The 15,314-nt window shown below is 71.7% G+C and carries 13 protein-coding genes and 1 pseudogene; 3 read left to right on the forward strand and 11 right to left on the reverse strand.

The window, feature by feature from the left end; translation table 11 throughout:
- Positions 1 to 9: 9 nt before the first annotated feature.
- Genes ABT137_RS34990 through ABT137_RS35000 form a run of 3 tightly spaced genes read right to left on the reverse strand, consistent with a single transcriptional unit; the run spans position 10 to position 5,855 of the window.
- Positions 10 to 1,632 carry an alpha-L-fucosidase gene (locus ABT137_RS34990; protein ID WP_351715157.1) on the reverse strand — a complete coding sequence of 541 codons (1,623 nt, stop codon included), beginning with the start codon at positions 1,630 to 1,632 and terminating at the stop codon, positions 10 to 12.
- Between the two features lie 16 nt (positions 1,633 to 1,648).
- A complete protein-coding gene (locus tag ABT137_RS34995; protein WP_351715158.1) occupies positions 1,649 to 3,499 on the reverse strand; it encodes a glycoside hydrolase family 20 protein in 1,851 nt (616 codons plus the stop codon).
- On the reverse strand, positions 3,492 to 5,855 hold the full coding sequence (locus ABT137_RS35000; RefSeq protein WP_351715208.1) for an alpha-L-fucosidase: 2,364 nt from the start codon (positions 5,853 to 5,855) through the stop codon (positions 3,492 to 3,494). The genes ABT137_RS34995 and ABT137_RS35000 overlap by 8 nt, the downstream gene beginning before the upstream one ends.
- 255 nt (positions 5,856 to 6,110) lie before the next feature.
- On the opposite strand from ABT137_RS35000, the gene ABT137_RS35005 reads away from it, so the two are divergent.
- Positions 6,111 to 7,454, forward strand: a complete 1,344-nt coding sequence (locus tag ABT137_RS35005; protein ID WP_351715159.1) for an amidase — start codon at positions 6,111 to 6,113, stop codon at positions 7,452 to 7,454.
- 117 nt (positions 7,455 to 7,571) lie between these two features.
- Here the strand turns inward: ABT137_RS35005 and ABT137_RS35010 are convergent, their stop codons facing one another.
- The 3 genes from ABT137_RS35010 to ABT137_RS35020 all read right to left on the reverse strand — a co-directional run bounded on the left by ABT137_RS35010 (position 7,572) and on the right by ABT137_RS35020 (position 9,545).
- On the reverse strand, positions 7,572 to 8,648 hold the full coding sequence (locus ABT137_RS35010) for an HAL/PAL/TAL family ammonia-lyase (RefSeq protein WP_351715160.1): 1,077 nt from the start codon (positions 8,646 to 8,648) through the stop codon (positions 7,572 to 7,574).
- Positions 8,617 to 8,862: a Rieske 2Fe-2S domain-containing protein gene (locus tag ABT137_RS35015; RefSeq protein WP_351715161.1), complete on the reverse strand. Its 246-nt coding sequence runs from the start codon at positions 8,860 to 8,862 to the stop codon at positions 8,617 to 8,619. Before ABT137_RS35015 ends, ABT137_RS35010 begins: the two co-directional genes overlap by 32 nt.
- A 101-nt stretch (positions 8,863 to 8,963) precedes the next feature.
- Positions 8,964 to 9,545: a TetR/AcrR family transcriptional regulator gene (locus ABT137_RS35020; protein WP_351715162.1), complete on the reverse strand. Its 582-nt coding sequence runs from the start codon at positions 9,543 to 9,545 to the stop codon at positions 8,964 to 8,966.
- Between the two features lie 101 nt (positions 9,546 to 9,646).
- Here ABT137_RS35020 and ABT137_RS35025 point away from each other — a divergent pair, with 101 nt between their 5' ends.
- Both ABT137_RS35025 and ABT137_RS35030 read left to right on the forward strand, forming a co-directional pair.
- Positions 9,647 to 10,630 carry an aldo/keto reductase gene (locus ABT137_RS35025; protein ID WP_351715163.1) on the forward strand — a complete coding sequence of 328 codons (984 nt, stop codon included), beginning with the start codon at positions 9,647 to 9,649 and terminating at the stop codon, positions 10,628 to 10,630.
- Positions 10,631 to 10,749: 119 nt separating this feature from the next.
- Complete coding sequence (locus ABT137_RS35030; protein WP_351715164.1) at positions 10,750 to 11,706, forward strand: SDR family NAD(P)-dependent oxidoreductase; 957 nt, start codon at positions 10,750 to 10,752, stop codon at positions 11,704 to 11,706.
- 25 nt (positions 11,707 to 11,731) lie between these two features.
- On the opposite strand, the gene ABT137_RS35035 is transcribed toward ABT137_RS35030, so the two are convergent.
- The 5 genes and pseudogenes from ABT137_RS35035 to ABT137_RS35055 form a co-directional block, all read right to left on the reverse strand.
- Positions 11,732 to 12,214, reverse strand: a complete 483-nt coding sequence (locus ABT137_RS35035) for a GNAT family N-acetyltransferase (RefSeq protein WP_351715165.1) — start codon at positions 12,212 to 12,214, stop codon at positions 11,732 to 11,734.
- Between the two features lie 58 nt (positions 12,215 to 12,272).
- On the reverse strand, positions 12,273 to 12,446 hold the full coding sequence (locus ABT137_RS35040; protein ID WP_189267454.1) for a hypothetical protein: 174 nt from the start codon (positions 12,444 to 12,446) through the stop codon (positions 12,273 to 12,275).
- Between the two features lie 395 nt (positions 12,447 to 12,841).
- The gene (locus ABT137_RS35045; protein WP_351715166.1) at positions 12,842 to 13,504 is read right to left on the reverse strand and encodes an SGNH/GDSL hydrolase family protein; all 663 of its coding nucleotides are present in this window, start codon (positions 13,502 to 13,504) and stop codon (positions 12,842 to 12,844) included.
- Positions 13,501 to 15,033, reverse strand: coding sequence for an FAD-dependent monooxygenase (locus tag ABT137_RS35050; RefSeq protein WP_351715167.1), 1,533 nt, complete (start codon positions 15,031 to 15,033; stop codon positions 13,501 to 13,503). Before ABT137_RS35050 ends, ABT137_RS35045 begins: the two co-directional genes overlap by 4 nt.
- An 11-nt stretch (positions 15,034 to 15,044) precedes the next feature.
- A pseudogene (locus ABT137_RS35055) lies at positions 15,045 to 15,293 on the reverse strand (FAD-dependent oxidoreductase); the annotation flags it as partial.
- Positions 15,294 to 15,314: the final 21 nt, after the last annotated feature.

The raw sequence follows: 15,314 nt of genomic DNA on the forward strand, positions 1-15,314 counted from the left end.
GCGGTTTGTTCACCGCGGGCCGGTGGGGGCTGGTCGCGCAGTTCCTCCCCCAGCCTTCGGCCGGGGGTACCCCCAGCGCCCCTGCGGGGCGCTGTTCAGCGACGACCGGAACAGTGCGAACTCCGCCAATCGCACCGTGCCCCGGGCCGCCGTGACCCGCACCCGCCACTTTCGGGCCCGTACCGGCGCGGCGAGCCGCAGGATCCGGCTCGCGCCGACCGTCCCGGCCGTGGCCACCCGGGTCCACGCACCCGTCGTGTACGCCTCGACCGTGACGCTCTCCACCTGCTGCCCGAACCGGATGTCCTCCGCCAGCCGGACCCGGTCCGCCTCCAGCTCCCGGCCCAGATCCACGGTCACCCCGCCCGGCGTCACCGAGCGCCGCGCACCGCGTGCCAGGTCCTCGGGCAGCTCCCGGTCCACCCGCTCGCGGAACTCGCGCAGCCGCGCCACGTCCGCGGCAGGCAGCAGACCGTCCGTGTCCGGCGGGACGTTGAGCAGCAGGACCGCGTTGCGGCCCACCGAACCGAAGTAGATCTCCGTCAGCGCGTCGACGGATTTGGGCTGTTGCTCGGCGTGGTAGAACCAGCCGTCCCGGATCGACACGTCGCACTCGGCAGGCCACCACTGGAGGTAGTCGGTCTTCGGCCGGGCCGTCACCAGGGCGGCCCGGCTGCCCTGGTCGGCGGTGTCGTAGGACAGGGCCCAGTCCGTGCGGCCGTACTGGTTCTCCTTGACCGGGACGACACTCCACTCGTTCTCGCGGGCGAGGCCGCCCTCGTTTCCGACCCAGCGCACGTCGGGGCCGGTGACGGCGATCGCTGCGTCCGGGGCCAGCGAGCGCGCCAGGGTGTACCAGCTGTCCCAGTCGTAGTCCTCCACCTTGTCGGGCGGGATGTGGCCCTGGGCGCCGTCGAACCAGACCTCGTCCACCGGGCCGTACTCGGTGAGCACCTCGTAGAGGGTGTTGAGCATGTGGGCGCCGTAGTCGGTGGCGTCGAGGGTGAAGGAGCGGGACGGGGAGCGGTCGTCGCCGTCGACGGGGGTCGGGATCGTGCGCGGCGAGCGTGCGCTGCCGTTGGCGTAGTCGCCGTGCAGGTACTGGTTCTCGTCGGCCGGGGAGATGTAGACGCCGACCTTCAGACCGTATCGGCGCATCGAGTCCGCGAAGGAGCGCAGGACATCGCCGTGGCCGCCCTGCCAACTGCTCGACGCGACCGTGTGGTCGGTGTACCGGGACGGGTAGAGGACGAAGCCGTCGTGGTGTTTGACGGTGAGGATGGCGAGCCGGAAGCCGCCGTCGCGCAGGGCTCGGGCCCACTGGTCGGTGTCGAGGCCGGTGGGCTGGAAGACGTTCGGGTCCTCGTCGCCGGTACCCCACTCCAGGCCGGTGAAGGTGTTGACGCCGAAGTGCAGGAACGCGGTGCGTTCCAGGGCCTGCCAGGCGATCTGCCGTGCGGTGGGCCGGACCTGGGAGGCCTTGCGTACCAGGTCGGCCTCGGTGTCGTCGGGGCCGACCGGGATGCGGGACCGGTCGACGTCCGCGGTGGCGGCGGCCGGGACGGCCGGTAGTCCGGCCGTCATCGCCACCGCCGCCGCCGAGGCGACGAAGACGCGTCGTGAGAGATCCATGGACGTGCTCCTCGGGTCAGGAGAGGTGCCAGAGGGCGGGGGCGCGCTGGTCGGGCGGGTACTGGACCACCCGGCCGTCGTCCGTCACGGTCAGCGCCATGCGGGTGATCGCGTCGATCAGGTGGTAGCCGTTCGCCGCGGGCTCCAACTCCCAGCGCTGCAGGGTGTCCTGGCTGTCGCACGGCTCCCAGGTCGCCGGTACCCCGGGCTGGAGCGGGGCGTTGAGCGTGAGTCTGCCGCCGCGTATCTCCAGGCACCCGTCTGCACTGCGCAGGGTCGCGTAGCCGTCGGCGGTGCGCAGGACCTCCGCCTGGTACGCCGCCCCGTCCGCCCGGAGGGTGTACGTCCCGTCCGGTACCGGCACCTTCGTCGGGTCCCGCCATCCGGGTGCGATTCCGACCGCCGTACCGCGTGCGGTGAACTCCGCGTAGGTGGCGTCGGGGTGCGGGTCGCCCCAGGTGGCCTGGGCGATGTGCCGTAGCGCGGGCCACAGTTCGGCGGCGACCTCGTTCTCGGTCTCGCCGCTGCCGTTGTCGGGCCAGAGGCTGATCTTCGCGCCCGTGACGCCGGCGGCGGAGGCGAGTTTCTCGCCCTCGAAGGAGCGCGGGTCCCACCTCTGGTCGTACAGTGCCCCGGTGTCGCTGTGGAAGCCGCCGCGGACGAGGTAGAGGGAGTACGACGCGTTCATCACCGCGTAGCCCTGGGCGATGAGTCGGCTCGGTTGCACGGCCACGTTCAGCCAGTGCTCGACCGTGGTCCCGGCGGCCACGGGGACGGTGTTGGCGCCGGTCAGGCCGTCGTTCCAGATGCGCAGGCGCCGTCCCATGCCCGCCGCGTAGGCCTGGACCCGGTTGACGAAGTCCACATAGGCGTCCTGCGGGGTGGCGTTCGGGCCGTACTTGCCCTGCGCGTAGGTGAGCATCTGCGGGTACTTGGCGTAGTCGGAGCCGAGCATGTACTCGTCGGCGCCCATGTGCCACGACTTCGCGGTGAAGACCTGGGCGTACTCGTCCATCAGGCTCGTGTAGTAGTCGAAGGCGGCCTGCTGGGTGACGTCCAGGCGGGCCGGCTGCTTGGTGCCGTCGGAGTCGGTCAGTTGCAGGTCGGGGCGGTTCTCGAGCCACGGGTCCATGTGCCCCGGGGAGTTGATCTCCGGGATGATCTCGACGTGGTAGCGGTCGCCGAGGGCGACGAGGTGCCGTATCTCGTCCTTGGTGTAGTAGCCCCAGGTGTTGGCCTCGGGATGGGCGTCGCTCTTCACCTTCAGCTCCAGGAGCAGCTGGTTGAGCTTGTGGTACGCCATCTCGCGGACCAGGTTCTCCAGCCAGGGCAGGGAGACGTGGATGTAGCAGGCGCAGACGCCGACACCCCGCTCGTGGTAGCGCGGTACGTCGGTCGTGTGCCCGGCGGGGATCCGGTCGCCCTGGGCGAGCAGCTGGAGGAGGGTGCGGGTGCCGTAGAACGCGCCGGTCTCGGTCGCGCCGGTGATCGACAGCCGCCGGCCGGAGGTGAGTTCGTAGCCCTCGGTGCCCAGCGTGCGCTGCGCCGACGGGCGGACGTCGATGACGACGTCACCCGGGCGGGAAGCGCGGCCCGTGGCGACCGGGACCACACCGTGTCCGGCCGCCCGGAGGTCGTCGGCGAGGGTGTCGGCGACCCTGCGCCCGGCCGCGTCCGAGGCGACGAGACGCGTATCGGAGCCGAACGCGTAACTCCCCTGCGTCGGAGCCCAGTCGGTCAGCGCGGGCACGGTGACGGGCGTGGCCGTCTGCTGCTCCTGCGCCACCGCGGAGGTCGGTGCCGTCAGCAGGGTCAGTGCTGCCGCGGCTCCGAGGAGCCGCGGCAGCCTGTGCCTGACCTCAGGCATGCCACTCCACCTTGAACACCCACGCGTGTCGGCCCGCCCTGCGGGCCGCCTCGGGCACGTCGATCACCAGGGCACCGTTGGAGACCGTCCAGGTCAGGGGCCGGCCGTGGCCGAGCATGGTCACCTCGTCGCCGGCGCGGATCGGCACCGGGGCCTCGACGGTGAGCCTGGCGCCCGGCTGCGCCAGGGAGTGGATGTAGAAGGCCTCGTCCGGGCGGACCGTGAACCGCAGGTCGTCGCCGAGCTGGGCCGTCCGCGACCAGTACGTGGTGCCGTAGATCGCCTCGCCGTTGACGGCGAGCCAGGCGCCCGTCTCGCGCAGCCGGGTCTGCATGATCTCCGGGATGGTGCCGTCGGCGCGCGGGCCGATGTCGAGGAGGAAGTTGCCGTTCTTGGAGACGATGTCGACCAGGCTGTGCACGACCTCCTCGGTGGTCATGTAGGCGTCGTCCGGGGTCTCCCGGTTGTAGCCGTAACTGCGGGGGTCCAGGCCCCGGCTGGCCTCCCATTTGGCGACGACCGTGTCGGCGTAGGTCGTGTACTCGGGCGTCGTGTAGTCGTGGAAGCCGATGCCCGAGCGGTCGTTGACGGTCACGTCGACGGGGCGGGCCCGGTTCTTGGCGTGGTTGAAGTACTCGGCGAGGACATGGACGCTGTCGTTGGCGCCGCCGATGTCGCACCAGATGATCTCCGGGTCGTAGCCGTGGATCAGTTCCAGCATCTGCGGGGCCTGGTAGTCCCGCACGAAGTCCTTGCCGGAGGTGTAGCCGGTGTACGGCAGCGGATCCAGGGTGTACGGGTTGCGCGGGGCGTGGCCCATCCAGGGGCTGTCGGGGTTGAACCACTCGGGCATGGAGAAGTAGAGGCCGCGGTGGAGTTCGGGCGCGTACCGCCGGGACGCCTCGAAGAGATCCTTCACCAGGTCCCGTTTCGGACCGAGTTGCACGGCGTTGCGGCCGGAGACCTTGGTGTCCCACAGGGCGAAGCCCTCGTGGTGCTTGGAGGTCAGGACGTGGTACTGGGCACCGGCGTCCCGGAACAGCTCCACCCAGGCACGCGGGTCGAACTTCTCGGCCGTGAAGCGCGGGATGAAGTCGTCGTAGGCGAAGTCCGTGCCGTAGGTGTCCCGGTGGTAGGCGTACGTCGGGTTGTTCGGGTCCTGCATCTGGTCCCAGTACCACTCGGCGTACTGCACCCCGACCGGCGCCCACGCGGGCACCGAGTAGACACCCCAGTGGATGAAGATGCCGAACTTGGCGTCGTTGAACCAGTAGGGCGCCCGGTGGCCGGCCAACGAGGTCTCGGTGGGCTGGTAGTCGGCGGTGCCGAGCGTCAACGTGCGCTGGTTCGCCGCGACTTGGGTACCGCGGCCGTGGACGGTGACCGTGCCGTCCTGCTCGGTGCCGGGCGCGGTGCCCGTGCGGTTGCGGATGCCGACGCGGACGCGTGCCTGTTCACCGGGGTCGAGGCGGCGGATGCGGGCGGGCTCGACGGTGCGGGCGCCGGGGACGTCGACGCGTACGGACACCCCGTCGCCCGCCAGGATCGCGACGGTGCCCGCGTTGACGACGGTGGCCTCGACGCTCTGGGCGCCGGTGGCGTCGAGCAGGGAACTGGTGGACCGGGTGTCGCGCAGGGCCAACGCCCGCCCCTGGGCGACCGGTTGGAGAGAGAGCGCGAAGACGTGCAGGGCGGCCTTGCCGGCCTCCGCCGGGTTGGTGACCGGCAGGGTCAGGGCGACGGCCTCGCGCTGCGGGTCGATCCACACCTCGGAGGTGCCGATCCCGACGCTGTGCGCGTCCTTGCCGCCGTCCGGCTGGTAGCGGTACGGCGCCGACAGGGGCCCGCCCACCGAGTACCAGTCGCCGCCGCTCAGGCCGCCGGTGCTGGTCGTGCCGTCGGCGTAGTGGACGGTGACCGTGCCGGAGGCGTTGCCGTAGCTGCCGGCGGTGAGGAAGAGGGCCGACAGGTAGCGGCCCTTGGGGAGGTCGAGGCGCTGGCCCAGCGCGACGACGTTGTTCTTGGCGCCCGCCGTGGCGGCCGGGAAGTCGAAGGGGATGCCGTCGACCTCGACCCGGCCGGCCGGGAGTTCCTCGCCCGGGAACGTGTAACCGGAGCCGTCGAAGTCACCACCCCGGGCGGCGGCGGTGTCGATGCCATCGTTGTCATAGAGGGAGTCGAGCGGTACGGGTATCGGGTCGGGGACGGGAACCCAGGGCGACGCCGCCCCCGCTTCCACCTGCTCATCGGCCGCCCCGGTGGCGTACGCCTCGGTCGGCACGGTGAGGGGCAGCGCGACCGCCGCGGCGGCACCCGCCGCAATCCCCAGGACCTGACGTCTTGGACGAGGAGACATACTCATTACGCGGCTCCATTCATCGGATGTCTGATGATTGAGCGGGCCCAGATGCCTGTCAATGGGGTGTGCACGAACGAGAGTTGACCCAGTGATCGGATGACCTGCGAGGAGAGCACGGACACCGTCGGCCGCCTCGCGGCGGACCCGGTTCGCAGGAGCAGGAGCCGGGACCCTCGACGTGGCGCCCGCGACCGGGCAGAGTGCCCTTTCGTACCGACGAGTAGCCGCTTTCCCGCACCCCGAGGAGCGCCCGTGACCGACTGGGCCGGCCGGACCGCCGCCGAGATCGCCGCCGCCGTACGCGAGAAGCGGGCCACTCCCCGGGAGGTGGTCGCCCAGCATCTGGAGCGGATCGCCCGGCTGGACGGGCGGCTCGGCGCGTTCCGCAAGGTCCGGGCGGAGGCGGCACTGGCCGAGGCGGACGAGGTCGCAGCCCGCGCCGACCTCGCCGAACTCCCCCTCGCCGGGGTGCCGTTGGCGGTGAAGGACAATCTGGCGGTGCGCGGCGAGGCGCACCTGGACGGTTCGGCCGCGATGCCGGACACGCCCGCCGACGCGGACCATGTCACCGTGGCACGGCTGCGGGCGGCGGGCGCGGTGGTCATCGGGCTGACCAACGTGCCCGAACTGTGTGTCTTCGGCACCACCGAGGGGGCCCACGGCATCACCCGCAACCCGTGGGACACCCGGCGCAGCGCGGGCGGCTCCTCGGGCGGCAGCGCGGCCGCGGTCGCCGCCGGGCTGGCGCCGATCGCCCTCGGCAACGACGGCATGGGCTCGCTGCGGATCCCCGCGGCCAACTGCGGTCTGGTCACCATCAAGCCGGGGTTCGGCGTGGTGCCGGCCGGGATCGGCAACGGCGACTGGTTCGGCATGTCGGAGAACGGGCCGCTGGCGACCACCGTGGCGGACGTCCGGCTGATGCTCTCGGTACTGGCGGAGAAGGAGTTCGGGGGCGCCGGGCAGCGCACCCCGCGGAAGATCGCCGTCTCGCTGCGCAGCCCGTTGGTCGGCGTGACCGTCAGCAAGCCGTATACGAACGCGGTGACGGAGGCGGCCGGGCTGCTGGCGGGCACCGGACACCAGGTGCGGCGCGCCGAGCCGCCGTATCCGGCGTCGATCGGTGTCACCGCGCTCCGGCACTGGACCGCCGGGACGGCCGTGGACGCGGCCGGCCTGGACCCCGCCCTGCTGGCCCGGCGGACCCGGGTGCACGCGGCCATCGGGCGCCGCTTCCTGCGCGGGGTGCAGGTGGGCGACGCCCGCGAGCGGCTGCGCGCCCGGCTCACCCCGTTCTTCACCGAGCACGACGTGCTGCTCACCCCGGCCCTGGCCCGCCACGCCCCGAAGGCGGGACCCTGGCACGAGCGGGGCTGGCTGCGCAACGCCCTGGCCGGGTCCAACTACTCCCCCCTGACCCCGGCCTGGAACCTCACCGGCTGGCCGGCGATGTCGGTGCCGTTCGGCACACTGCCCTCGGGCGCGCCCTGCGCCGTACAGCTGGTGGGCCGGCCGGGGTCGGAGGCGGTCCTGCTGGAGGTGGCCCAGCAGCTGGAGACGCTGCGGCCTTGGCAGCGGACGGCGCCCGTCGACTGAGCACTCACGTGGCGGCGCCGCGCTGGGCCGTCGTTCGTCCGCGGCGCCGTCGTGGCCGGTCGCGCAGTTCCTCCCCCAGCTTTCGGCCGGGGGTGCCCCCAGCGCCCCTTCGGGGCGCTACGTCAGTTCGTCAAGGGCGCCGGAGCGGATCAGGTCCACCACGGCCGCGATGTCCACGTCCATCCGCCGGTCCGTGTCGACGAACGGCGCGCGGGCGCGGATCAGCTCGTACGCGGCCCGGGTCCGCGAACCCATGAGCTCGGCGCCGCGCAGGTCCAGCGCCTGGCAGGCGGTGAGCAGATGGATCGCGGCGACCTCCTCCACCAGTCCGATGACCGTGCGCGCGTCACGGGCCGCGATCGGCGCCATGCTGACCTTGTCCTGGTTGTGGGCCTCCGTGGACCGGGAGAACACGCTGGCCGGGTTGGTGCCCTTCAGCGCCTCCGCCGTGACGGCCGAGCACGCCAGCTGCATGCCCTTGAAGCCGTGGTGCAGCCCCGCCTCCCAGGAGTCCTGCTCGGCGGGGACGATCAGGTTGGGGGTGAGCCCGTTGTTGAACTTCTCGTCCACCAGCAGCTCGACCTGGCGGTCCAGCAGGTCGGCGATGTTGGCCGCGGCCGTCTTGAGGGAGTCCATGGCCTGGACCACGTGTCCGCCGTAGAAGTTGCCGCCGCTGTGCACCGTGCCGCCGTCCACGTCGAACAGCGGGTTGTCGTTGGACGAGTTGATCTCGATGCTCAGCCACCGCGTCGCCCAGGTCGCCGTGTCGATCAGCACGCCGATGACATGGGGTGCGCAGCGGATCGAGTAGCGGTCCTGGATGCTGCGGCGCAGGTGCTGGAAACCGGCGTCGTCGAGCGGGTCGTTGAGGTCCAGCACCTGGCTGTGCGGGAGGGCGAGCCGGGAGTCGGCGAGCAGCTGTGCGATCAGCTCGGCCCCGGCGAGTTGCCCGGGGTGCGGCTTCGCCTCGTGGAGGAACGAGGCGAAGTGCCCCCGGTTGCCGAGCAGCGCCTCGGAGGCCATCGCCGTGCACAGGGCGGCGACCGCGGCGAGCCGTTCGGCGGCGACGGTGGCCAGGACCGCGAAGGCGGAGCTGAAGGAGGTTCCGTTGATCAGGGCGAGCCCGTCCTTGGCCTCCGGCACCAGCGGTTCGAGCCCGAGTTCACCGAAGACCTCGGCGGCCTCGCGCGGCACCGCGGTGCGGGCAGCGGTCGGCGAGCACGTGCACGCTCCTGTCGGCCTGCCGGAAGAGCGCCAGGTCCTCGCCGAGGAGCCGGACCTTGCGTACGTCGGGAGCGGCCAGGTCGGCCGAGAAAGCGATCGGCCACCAGTAGCGGCGCAGCATCTCTCCGGCCGGTGTGCCCCGCCCGAAGCTGGTCAACACGGTGTTCTTGTCAGGGGACAGCATGAGGTTCCTCCGCCTCGCGAAGAATCAGGCAGAGGAGGCTACGGGCACCACGGTTCTGCGGTTCACGGGACTTTTGCGGCTCGTGGTGCCCCTGGGGAGTGCTATGACCGCTTCGGCTCGGTCAGCCGGCGGGCCGCCTCCACGACCGCCGCGCGGTGCAGGGCGAGCCGCTCCGCGGGCCAGGACTCGCCGACCTCCTTGGGGTCGACGCCCTCGGCGGCCCAGAACCAGGCCTGGGCCGCGGCGAGGACCATGGTCAGAAGGTCGTCGGGGGCCATGGCCGGGTCGAGGTCGCCGCGCTGCTGCGCCTCGGCCACCAGGGCCGCCTTGTTCCGGAACGCGTCCTGTTCGAGTCCGGTGGCGGAGGGGCGCTCCAGCAGCTTCCACAGTCGCAGGCGCATCAGGTCCGGCCGGGCGACCAGGTGGTCGAAGATCGCGCCGGCGTAGCCGGGCAGGTCCTCGACGTCGAACGGCACGGACTCCGCGCCCGCCGTCATCGCCCGTGTCAGCACCTCGTCGAAGAGCTGTTCCTTGTTGCCGAAATAGACGTAGATCAACCGCTTGTTGGCTCCCGCGGCCTCGGCTATCCGGTCCACCCGGGCACCGGCGATGCCGTAGGCGGCGAATTCGCTGAAGGCCGCGTCGAGCAGCCGGGCCTTGGTGGCGCTGGAATCCCGTGACATGACCACCACCCTACCAAGTAACTATCTAGTTATTGACATGGCCGGAAGGCGGGGCTACGGTCAAGGTATCTATCCAGTTAGTTATGGAATTGAGGAACCTCATGGAACAGCGCGCACTGGGCGGCCAGGGCCTGACCGTCGGCGTCCAGGGCCTCGGCCTCATGGGCATGAGCGTCTTCTACGGCGCCACCGACGAGACCGAGTCGCTGGCCACCATCGACAGGGCGCTGGAACTCGGCGTCACCCTGCTGGACACCGCGGAGAGCTACGGCCCCTTCGTCAACGAGCAACTGCTCGGCAAGGCGCTGGCCGGGCGCCGGGAGTCCGCCGTGGTCGCGACCAAGACCGGCGTCGAGATCACCGACGACGGCCAGGTGGTCGGCCTGAACGGCACCCCGGAGTACGTGCGGCACGCCCTGGACCGGTCGCTGCGCCACCTCGGCACCGACCACGTCGACCTCTACTACCTGCACCGCATCGACCCCGAGGTGCCGATCGAGGACACCGTCGGCGCCCTGGCCGAGCTGGTCGCCGAGGGCAAGATCCGGCACATCGGCCTCTCCGAGGCCTCGGCGGCGACCATCCGGCGCGCCCACGCCGTCCACCCGGTCACCGCCCTGCAGATCGAGTACTCCCTCTTCGAGCGCGGGATCGAGCACAACGGCGTCCTGGACACCCTCAGGGAGCTGAACATCGGCCTGGTCGCCTACTCCCCGCTGGGGCGCGGCTTCCTCTCCGGCGCGATCACCAGCCCGGACGACTTCACCGCGGACGACTGGCGCCGTACCGACCCGCGCTTCCAGGGCGAGAACTTCCAGCGCAACCTCGACGTGGTCGGCGAGGTCCGCCGGCTCGCCGCCGGCAAGGGCGTCACCCCCTCCCAACTGGCCCTGGCCTGGGTCCAGCAGCAGGGCGCGGTCGCCATCCCCGGCACCAAGCGCCGGCGCTACCTGGAGGAGAACATCGCCGCCACCGGGATCACCCTCACCGCGGACGACCTCGCCGCCATCGAGGCGGTCGCCCCGCACGGCGTGGTCACCGGCGAGCGCTACGCGCCGGAGCACATGGGGACCCTGAACGGCTGACCGCCGACGCCGCCCCACCCTCGGTACACACCCCCGGACATCACGCCGGCTTCCTCCCGGTGACCAGGCCGCGGCACGCCCCGGCCACACCCCCCACACATCAACAGGAGACATCCCTCATGTCCGTACCCCAGACCACCGACGCCTTCGGCGCCACCACCACCGCCGCCGAGGTCATCGACGGCGTGGACCTGCACGGCCGGCGGGCCGTGGTGACCGGAGCCAGCTCCGGAATCGGCGTGGAGACGGCCCGCGCGCTCGCCGCGGCCGGCGCCGACGTCACCCTGGCCGTGCGCAACACCGAGGCGGGCGACCGTGTGGTGGCCCGCCTGAAGGCGGAACTGCCGCCCGGCTCAGGCGAGTTGACCGTGGGGCGGCTCGACCTCGCCGACCGGTCGACCGTCGCGGACTTCGTGGCCGACTGGCGGGGCCCGCTGCACATCCTGGTCAACAACGCCGGTGTGATGGCTCCGCAGGAGGTCACCCGCACCCCCGACGGCCGCGAGCAGCAGTTCGGCGTCAACCACCTGGGCCACTTCGCCCTCACCACCGGCCTGCACCGGGCGCTGGCGGCGGCGGACGGCGCCCGGATCGTCTCGGTCAGCTCCACCGGCCACCTCTTCTCCCCCGTCGTCTTCGACGACCTGGACTACCGGTTCCGCCCCTACGACCCGTGGACCTCCTACGGCCAGTCGAAGACCGCCAACATCCTCTTCGCCGTGGCCGCGGCCGAGCGCTGGGCCGACGACGGCATCACGGCCAACGCCCTGATGCCGGGGAACATCGCCGACACCAACCTGGCCCGGCACATGGACATGCGGCAGATCGAGGAGTTCATCGCCTCGGGCGAGATCGCGCTGCCGCCGCAGAAGACGGTGGAACAGGGCGCCGCGACCTCGGTGCTGCTGGCCGGCTCGCCGACCGTGGCGGGCGTCAGCGGCCGCTACTTCGAGGACTGCGCGGCGGCCGAGCCGGTCACCGAGCGGGCCGGTGCCGTCGGCGGGGTCGCGCCGTACGCCCTGGACCGGGACAACGCGGCCCGGCTGTGGCGCGTGTCCGAGGCGCTGATCGGCTAGGACTCCGAGGTGCGGACCGGCCCGGTCACAGGGCGCGGTACATGATGTGCAGGCCGACCGGTCCGTGCTTCGGGTGGTCGAAGGCCTGCGGGACCGTGCCGAGGATGGTGAAGCCGAGGGAGGTCCACAGGGCCACGGCGGGGTTGGTCTCCACGACGGCGTTGAAGACCATCGCCCGGTAGCCGTGTGACCGGGCCTCGGCGAGAACGTGCTCGGCGAGGGCACGCCCGATGCCCTGGCCGCCGTGGCCGGGGTCGACCATGAAGCCGGCGTCGGCGACGCCCGCCGCGGGTCCCCCGTAGTTGGGGGTCAGGTAGGCGGAGCCGACGACGGTTCCGGTGGGGTCCTCGGCGACGTAGACACGCTTGGCCGGGCTCATCCACAGGGCGCGGGCCGCCTGCTCCGAGGTGCCGGGGTCCCATCCGTAGGTCTCGGCGGCGGCGACGATCCGGTGCCAGAAGGGCCAGATCTGCGGCCAGTCGGCCGCGGTGGCTTCTCTGATCAGCATGGGCGTGAGTCTCGCACGCCCATGCGCGTCGGCGATCGCGACGGGACCGACCTGCCGGTCAGTCCACGCTCGGCAGGATGTGGGGCTCGGCGAGATCCTCCTCGTAACCCGCGAGGCGGATCGGGGCGGACCGGGCCCACACGTCCAGGCTGCCGAGTTGTCCGGGCCGGCTGCCCGCGCGCTCCGTGCGTTCCTTGGGGCGCTGCTCGCGATTCGTCTTCTCCGGTGTCACCGCGCACTCCTTATGTGTCGGTCACCCTCGGGGCGTGCCGGACGGTCTGCGTTCCGGTGCCGGGCGCCCGCTCGGGTCTGGATGGAAGGCCAGTTCGGACGCGGTGGCGCCGGTAACTCACAAGAGAGCAGGCCGCTGTCGACCGACTCGTCCCAGGACGGACCGTGGGTGTGGGTGGGACCCCTTGTTGCTGTCCGTCCCCTATAGATTAACCAAATGAGCGGGGGTCCGCTCGATAGGGAGTGCAAACAAGGTGTAACTATCGCGAGTCGCTCCGCATTTCGGCGACTCGCAAATGAACCTGTTTGTAACATCATGCCCCGTTTACGCCTCACCCGCCCATCTACTTAATTCGCACATAGCTTCGAAAACACGGTGCGTCTGCCAGGGAGGTGTCACGCGACCAGGCGCAGCCAGCCCTCCGCGAGGGCGGCGTGGCCGGACGGCGTGGGGTGTACGCCGGCCGCGGTCCAGTACTCCGGTGCGGTCGTCGCGGCGAGCTGGGCGAACAGGCCGTCGGCGGCGAGCAGTTGCGCGCCATGGGTGCGGGCGAGTTCGCGCACGGCCTGGATCTTCGGGTCGAGATCGGCCCGCCACCGCCTGCGGACCTCTTCGTCGAGGATCACGTCCCCGACCTCGATGCCGCCGCGGACCGGCAGCAGGAACGGCTCGATGAGGACGAGTTCGGCGCCGGCCTCGGCGAGGGGCGCGAGCAGGCGGTCGTGACCCGCCGCGTACTCCTGCGTGGAGACCGCATGGCCGTCCGGGTCGTACGAGGGCCGGCCGACGTCGTTGATACCGACGAGGATCGACACCACGTCCGGGCGGACGTCGAGCACGTCCGTCCGCCACCGTGCTTCGAGGTCCCGCACCGTGTTGCCGGCGATCCCGGTGTTCAGCCAGGTCACGGCCCGGTCCGGGTGCCGCAGTCCCCACTCTCCCGCGATGCGCAGCGCATAGCCGGATCCGAGCGGCAGCTCGCCCTCCAGCCGCCCGCTGCCGGTGATCGAGTCGCCGGTGAACATCACGGTGCTCCCCGGCCCGAGGGTGATGGTCATGCGTGCTCCCTGCGGTCGGCGGCACCGAACCAACGGTCCGCGGTCTGCTCGAACTCTGCGTGGTCGGGGTCTCCGGCGGTTGCCCAGGCGACCGTGCCGTCGGGCCGGACCAGCACGGCACGCAGTCCGAGGCCGTTCCGGGCCGGCCCGGCCGCATACCGGATGCGGCTCTCCCGGCGGGTGGCCGGACCGTGCAGGGACCGGTCGGTGCCGAGATCGAGTACGACGCCGCGTCCGTCCCGCAGCAGATCCGCGAGGCGGGTGCCGTCCGCCAGCCGCAGGTCCGGCGCGTCACGGCCGACGAGCGGGTGCTCGCTGCCCAGGTCGTAGCGGTTCGCAGAGCCCGATGCCCTCGTGAACACGTAGGTCGTTCCGTCCCGCGTCCCGATCAGGTCACGGATCACCTGCTGGACCGCCTGGCCGTGCGCGTCCGGCTTCATCGCCGCGGTCTGTGCGCGCGTCCAGTCGAGCGCCGCCGCGCCGATCGGACGGCGTTCGCGGGTGTAGGTGTCGAGGAGCCCGTCCGGGGCGTGACCGCGCACGGTCGCCGCGAGTTTCCAGCCGACGTTCATCGCGTCGCCGATGCCGAGGTTGAGTCCCTGTGCTCCGAGGGGCGAGTGGATGTGCGCGGCGTCTCCCGCGAGCAGGACGCGTCCCTTCCGGTAGGTCGTCGTCTGCATCGCCCGGTCGGTGAAGGTCGAGACGAGCCGGACGTCGCTCAGCATCGTGTCGGTGCCGGACACCCGGCGCAGCACCGTCTGGAGATGTGCGCGGGACGGCCGCTGGGAGCGGTCGTACGCGCCGCCGTCGCAGTCCAGCATGCCGATGTAGTCCACCGCCGGCATCCGCAGGTACATGCCCGTCGGCGTCAGATGGAACCCGGGGCGCAGTTTCTCCGGACCGGCGACGGTGGCGAGCATGACGTAGCCGGTGAACTGCGGTTCGCTGCCGACGAATTCGAAGCCCGCGAGCCCGCGCACCGCGCTGCGGCCGCCGTCGCAGCCGACCAGCCAGCGCGCCGTGTACGCGTGCTCGCCGGCCCGCGCGACCACGCTCTCGTCGTCCTGGGTGACGCCCGAGACCGTGACGCCGCGTCTGATCTCCACGCCGAGCTCGGCCGCCCGCTCGGACAGCACCGTCTCGACCGCTTCGAGGCTCGTCATCACGCCCTCGGACGCCGGGCCGGGCAGCCGGAACGGCAAGGCGGTGACGTCGCCGTCGGCCGGATCGAGCATCATGCCGGCGAAGTGGCCCACACTCCGCGGGGGCGACGGCTCGTCCGTGTCGGAGTCCTCGCCGGGGGTCTCGTCGACCCCGGAGGCCGTCAGCAACCGGTGCAGCATCCCGCGGCGGTGGAAGGCCGCCACCGACGCGGCGGACAGCCCCCGCATCCCGAGCGGGTGCGCCTTCCACGGCGAACGGGGCTCCGGCTCCCGTTCGAGCACCAGGACGGAGCAGCCCGCCAGGCCCAGCTCACAGGCGAGGAACAGGCCGACCGGGCCCGCGCCCACGATCGTCACGTCGTACACGCGGCTCACCGGCCCTGCCCGTTGATCATGTCGACCGTCTGGCGGCCCTCGACGACGGCGTGGAACTCGTCCATCAGATCGGCCGCCTGGAGGGCGAGCTGCCCGTTGTGGTCGTGGATGTCGAGCATTCCGCCCTGCTGGTGCGCGGCCGGCGAGGGATCGGCCTCGTAGACCCTGGACGGGATGCCGTTGACGTGCAGGACGCGGGCCAGGACGAGCCCGCCGAGTCCGGCGCCGGTGATCGTGACAGGGCTGTTCATGATGGTGGCTCCCCAGTGATC

The organism is Streptomyces sp. NPDC001980 (assembly GCF_040296885.1).
Lineage (GTDB): Bacteria > Actinomycetota > Actinomycetes > Streptomycetales > Streptomycetaceae > Streptomyces.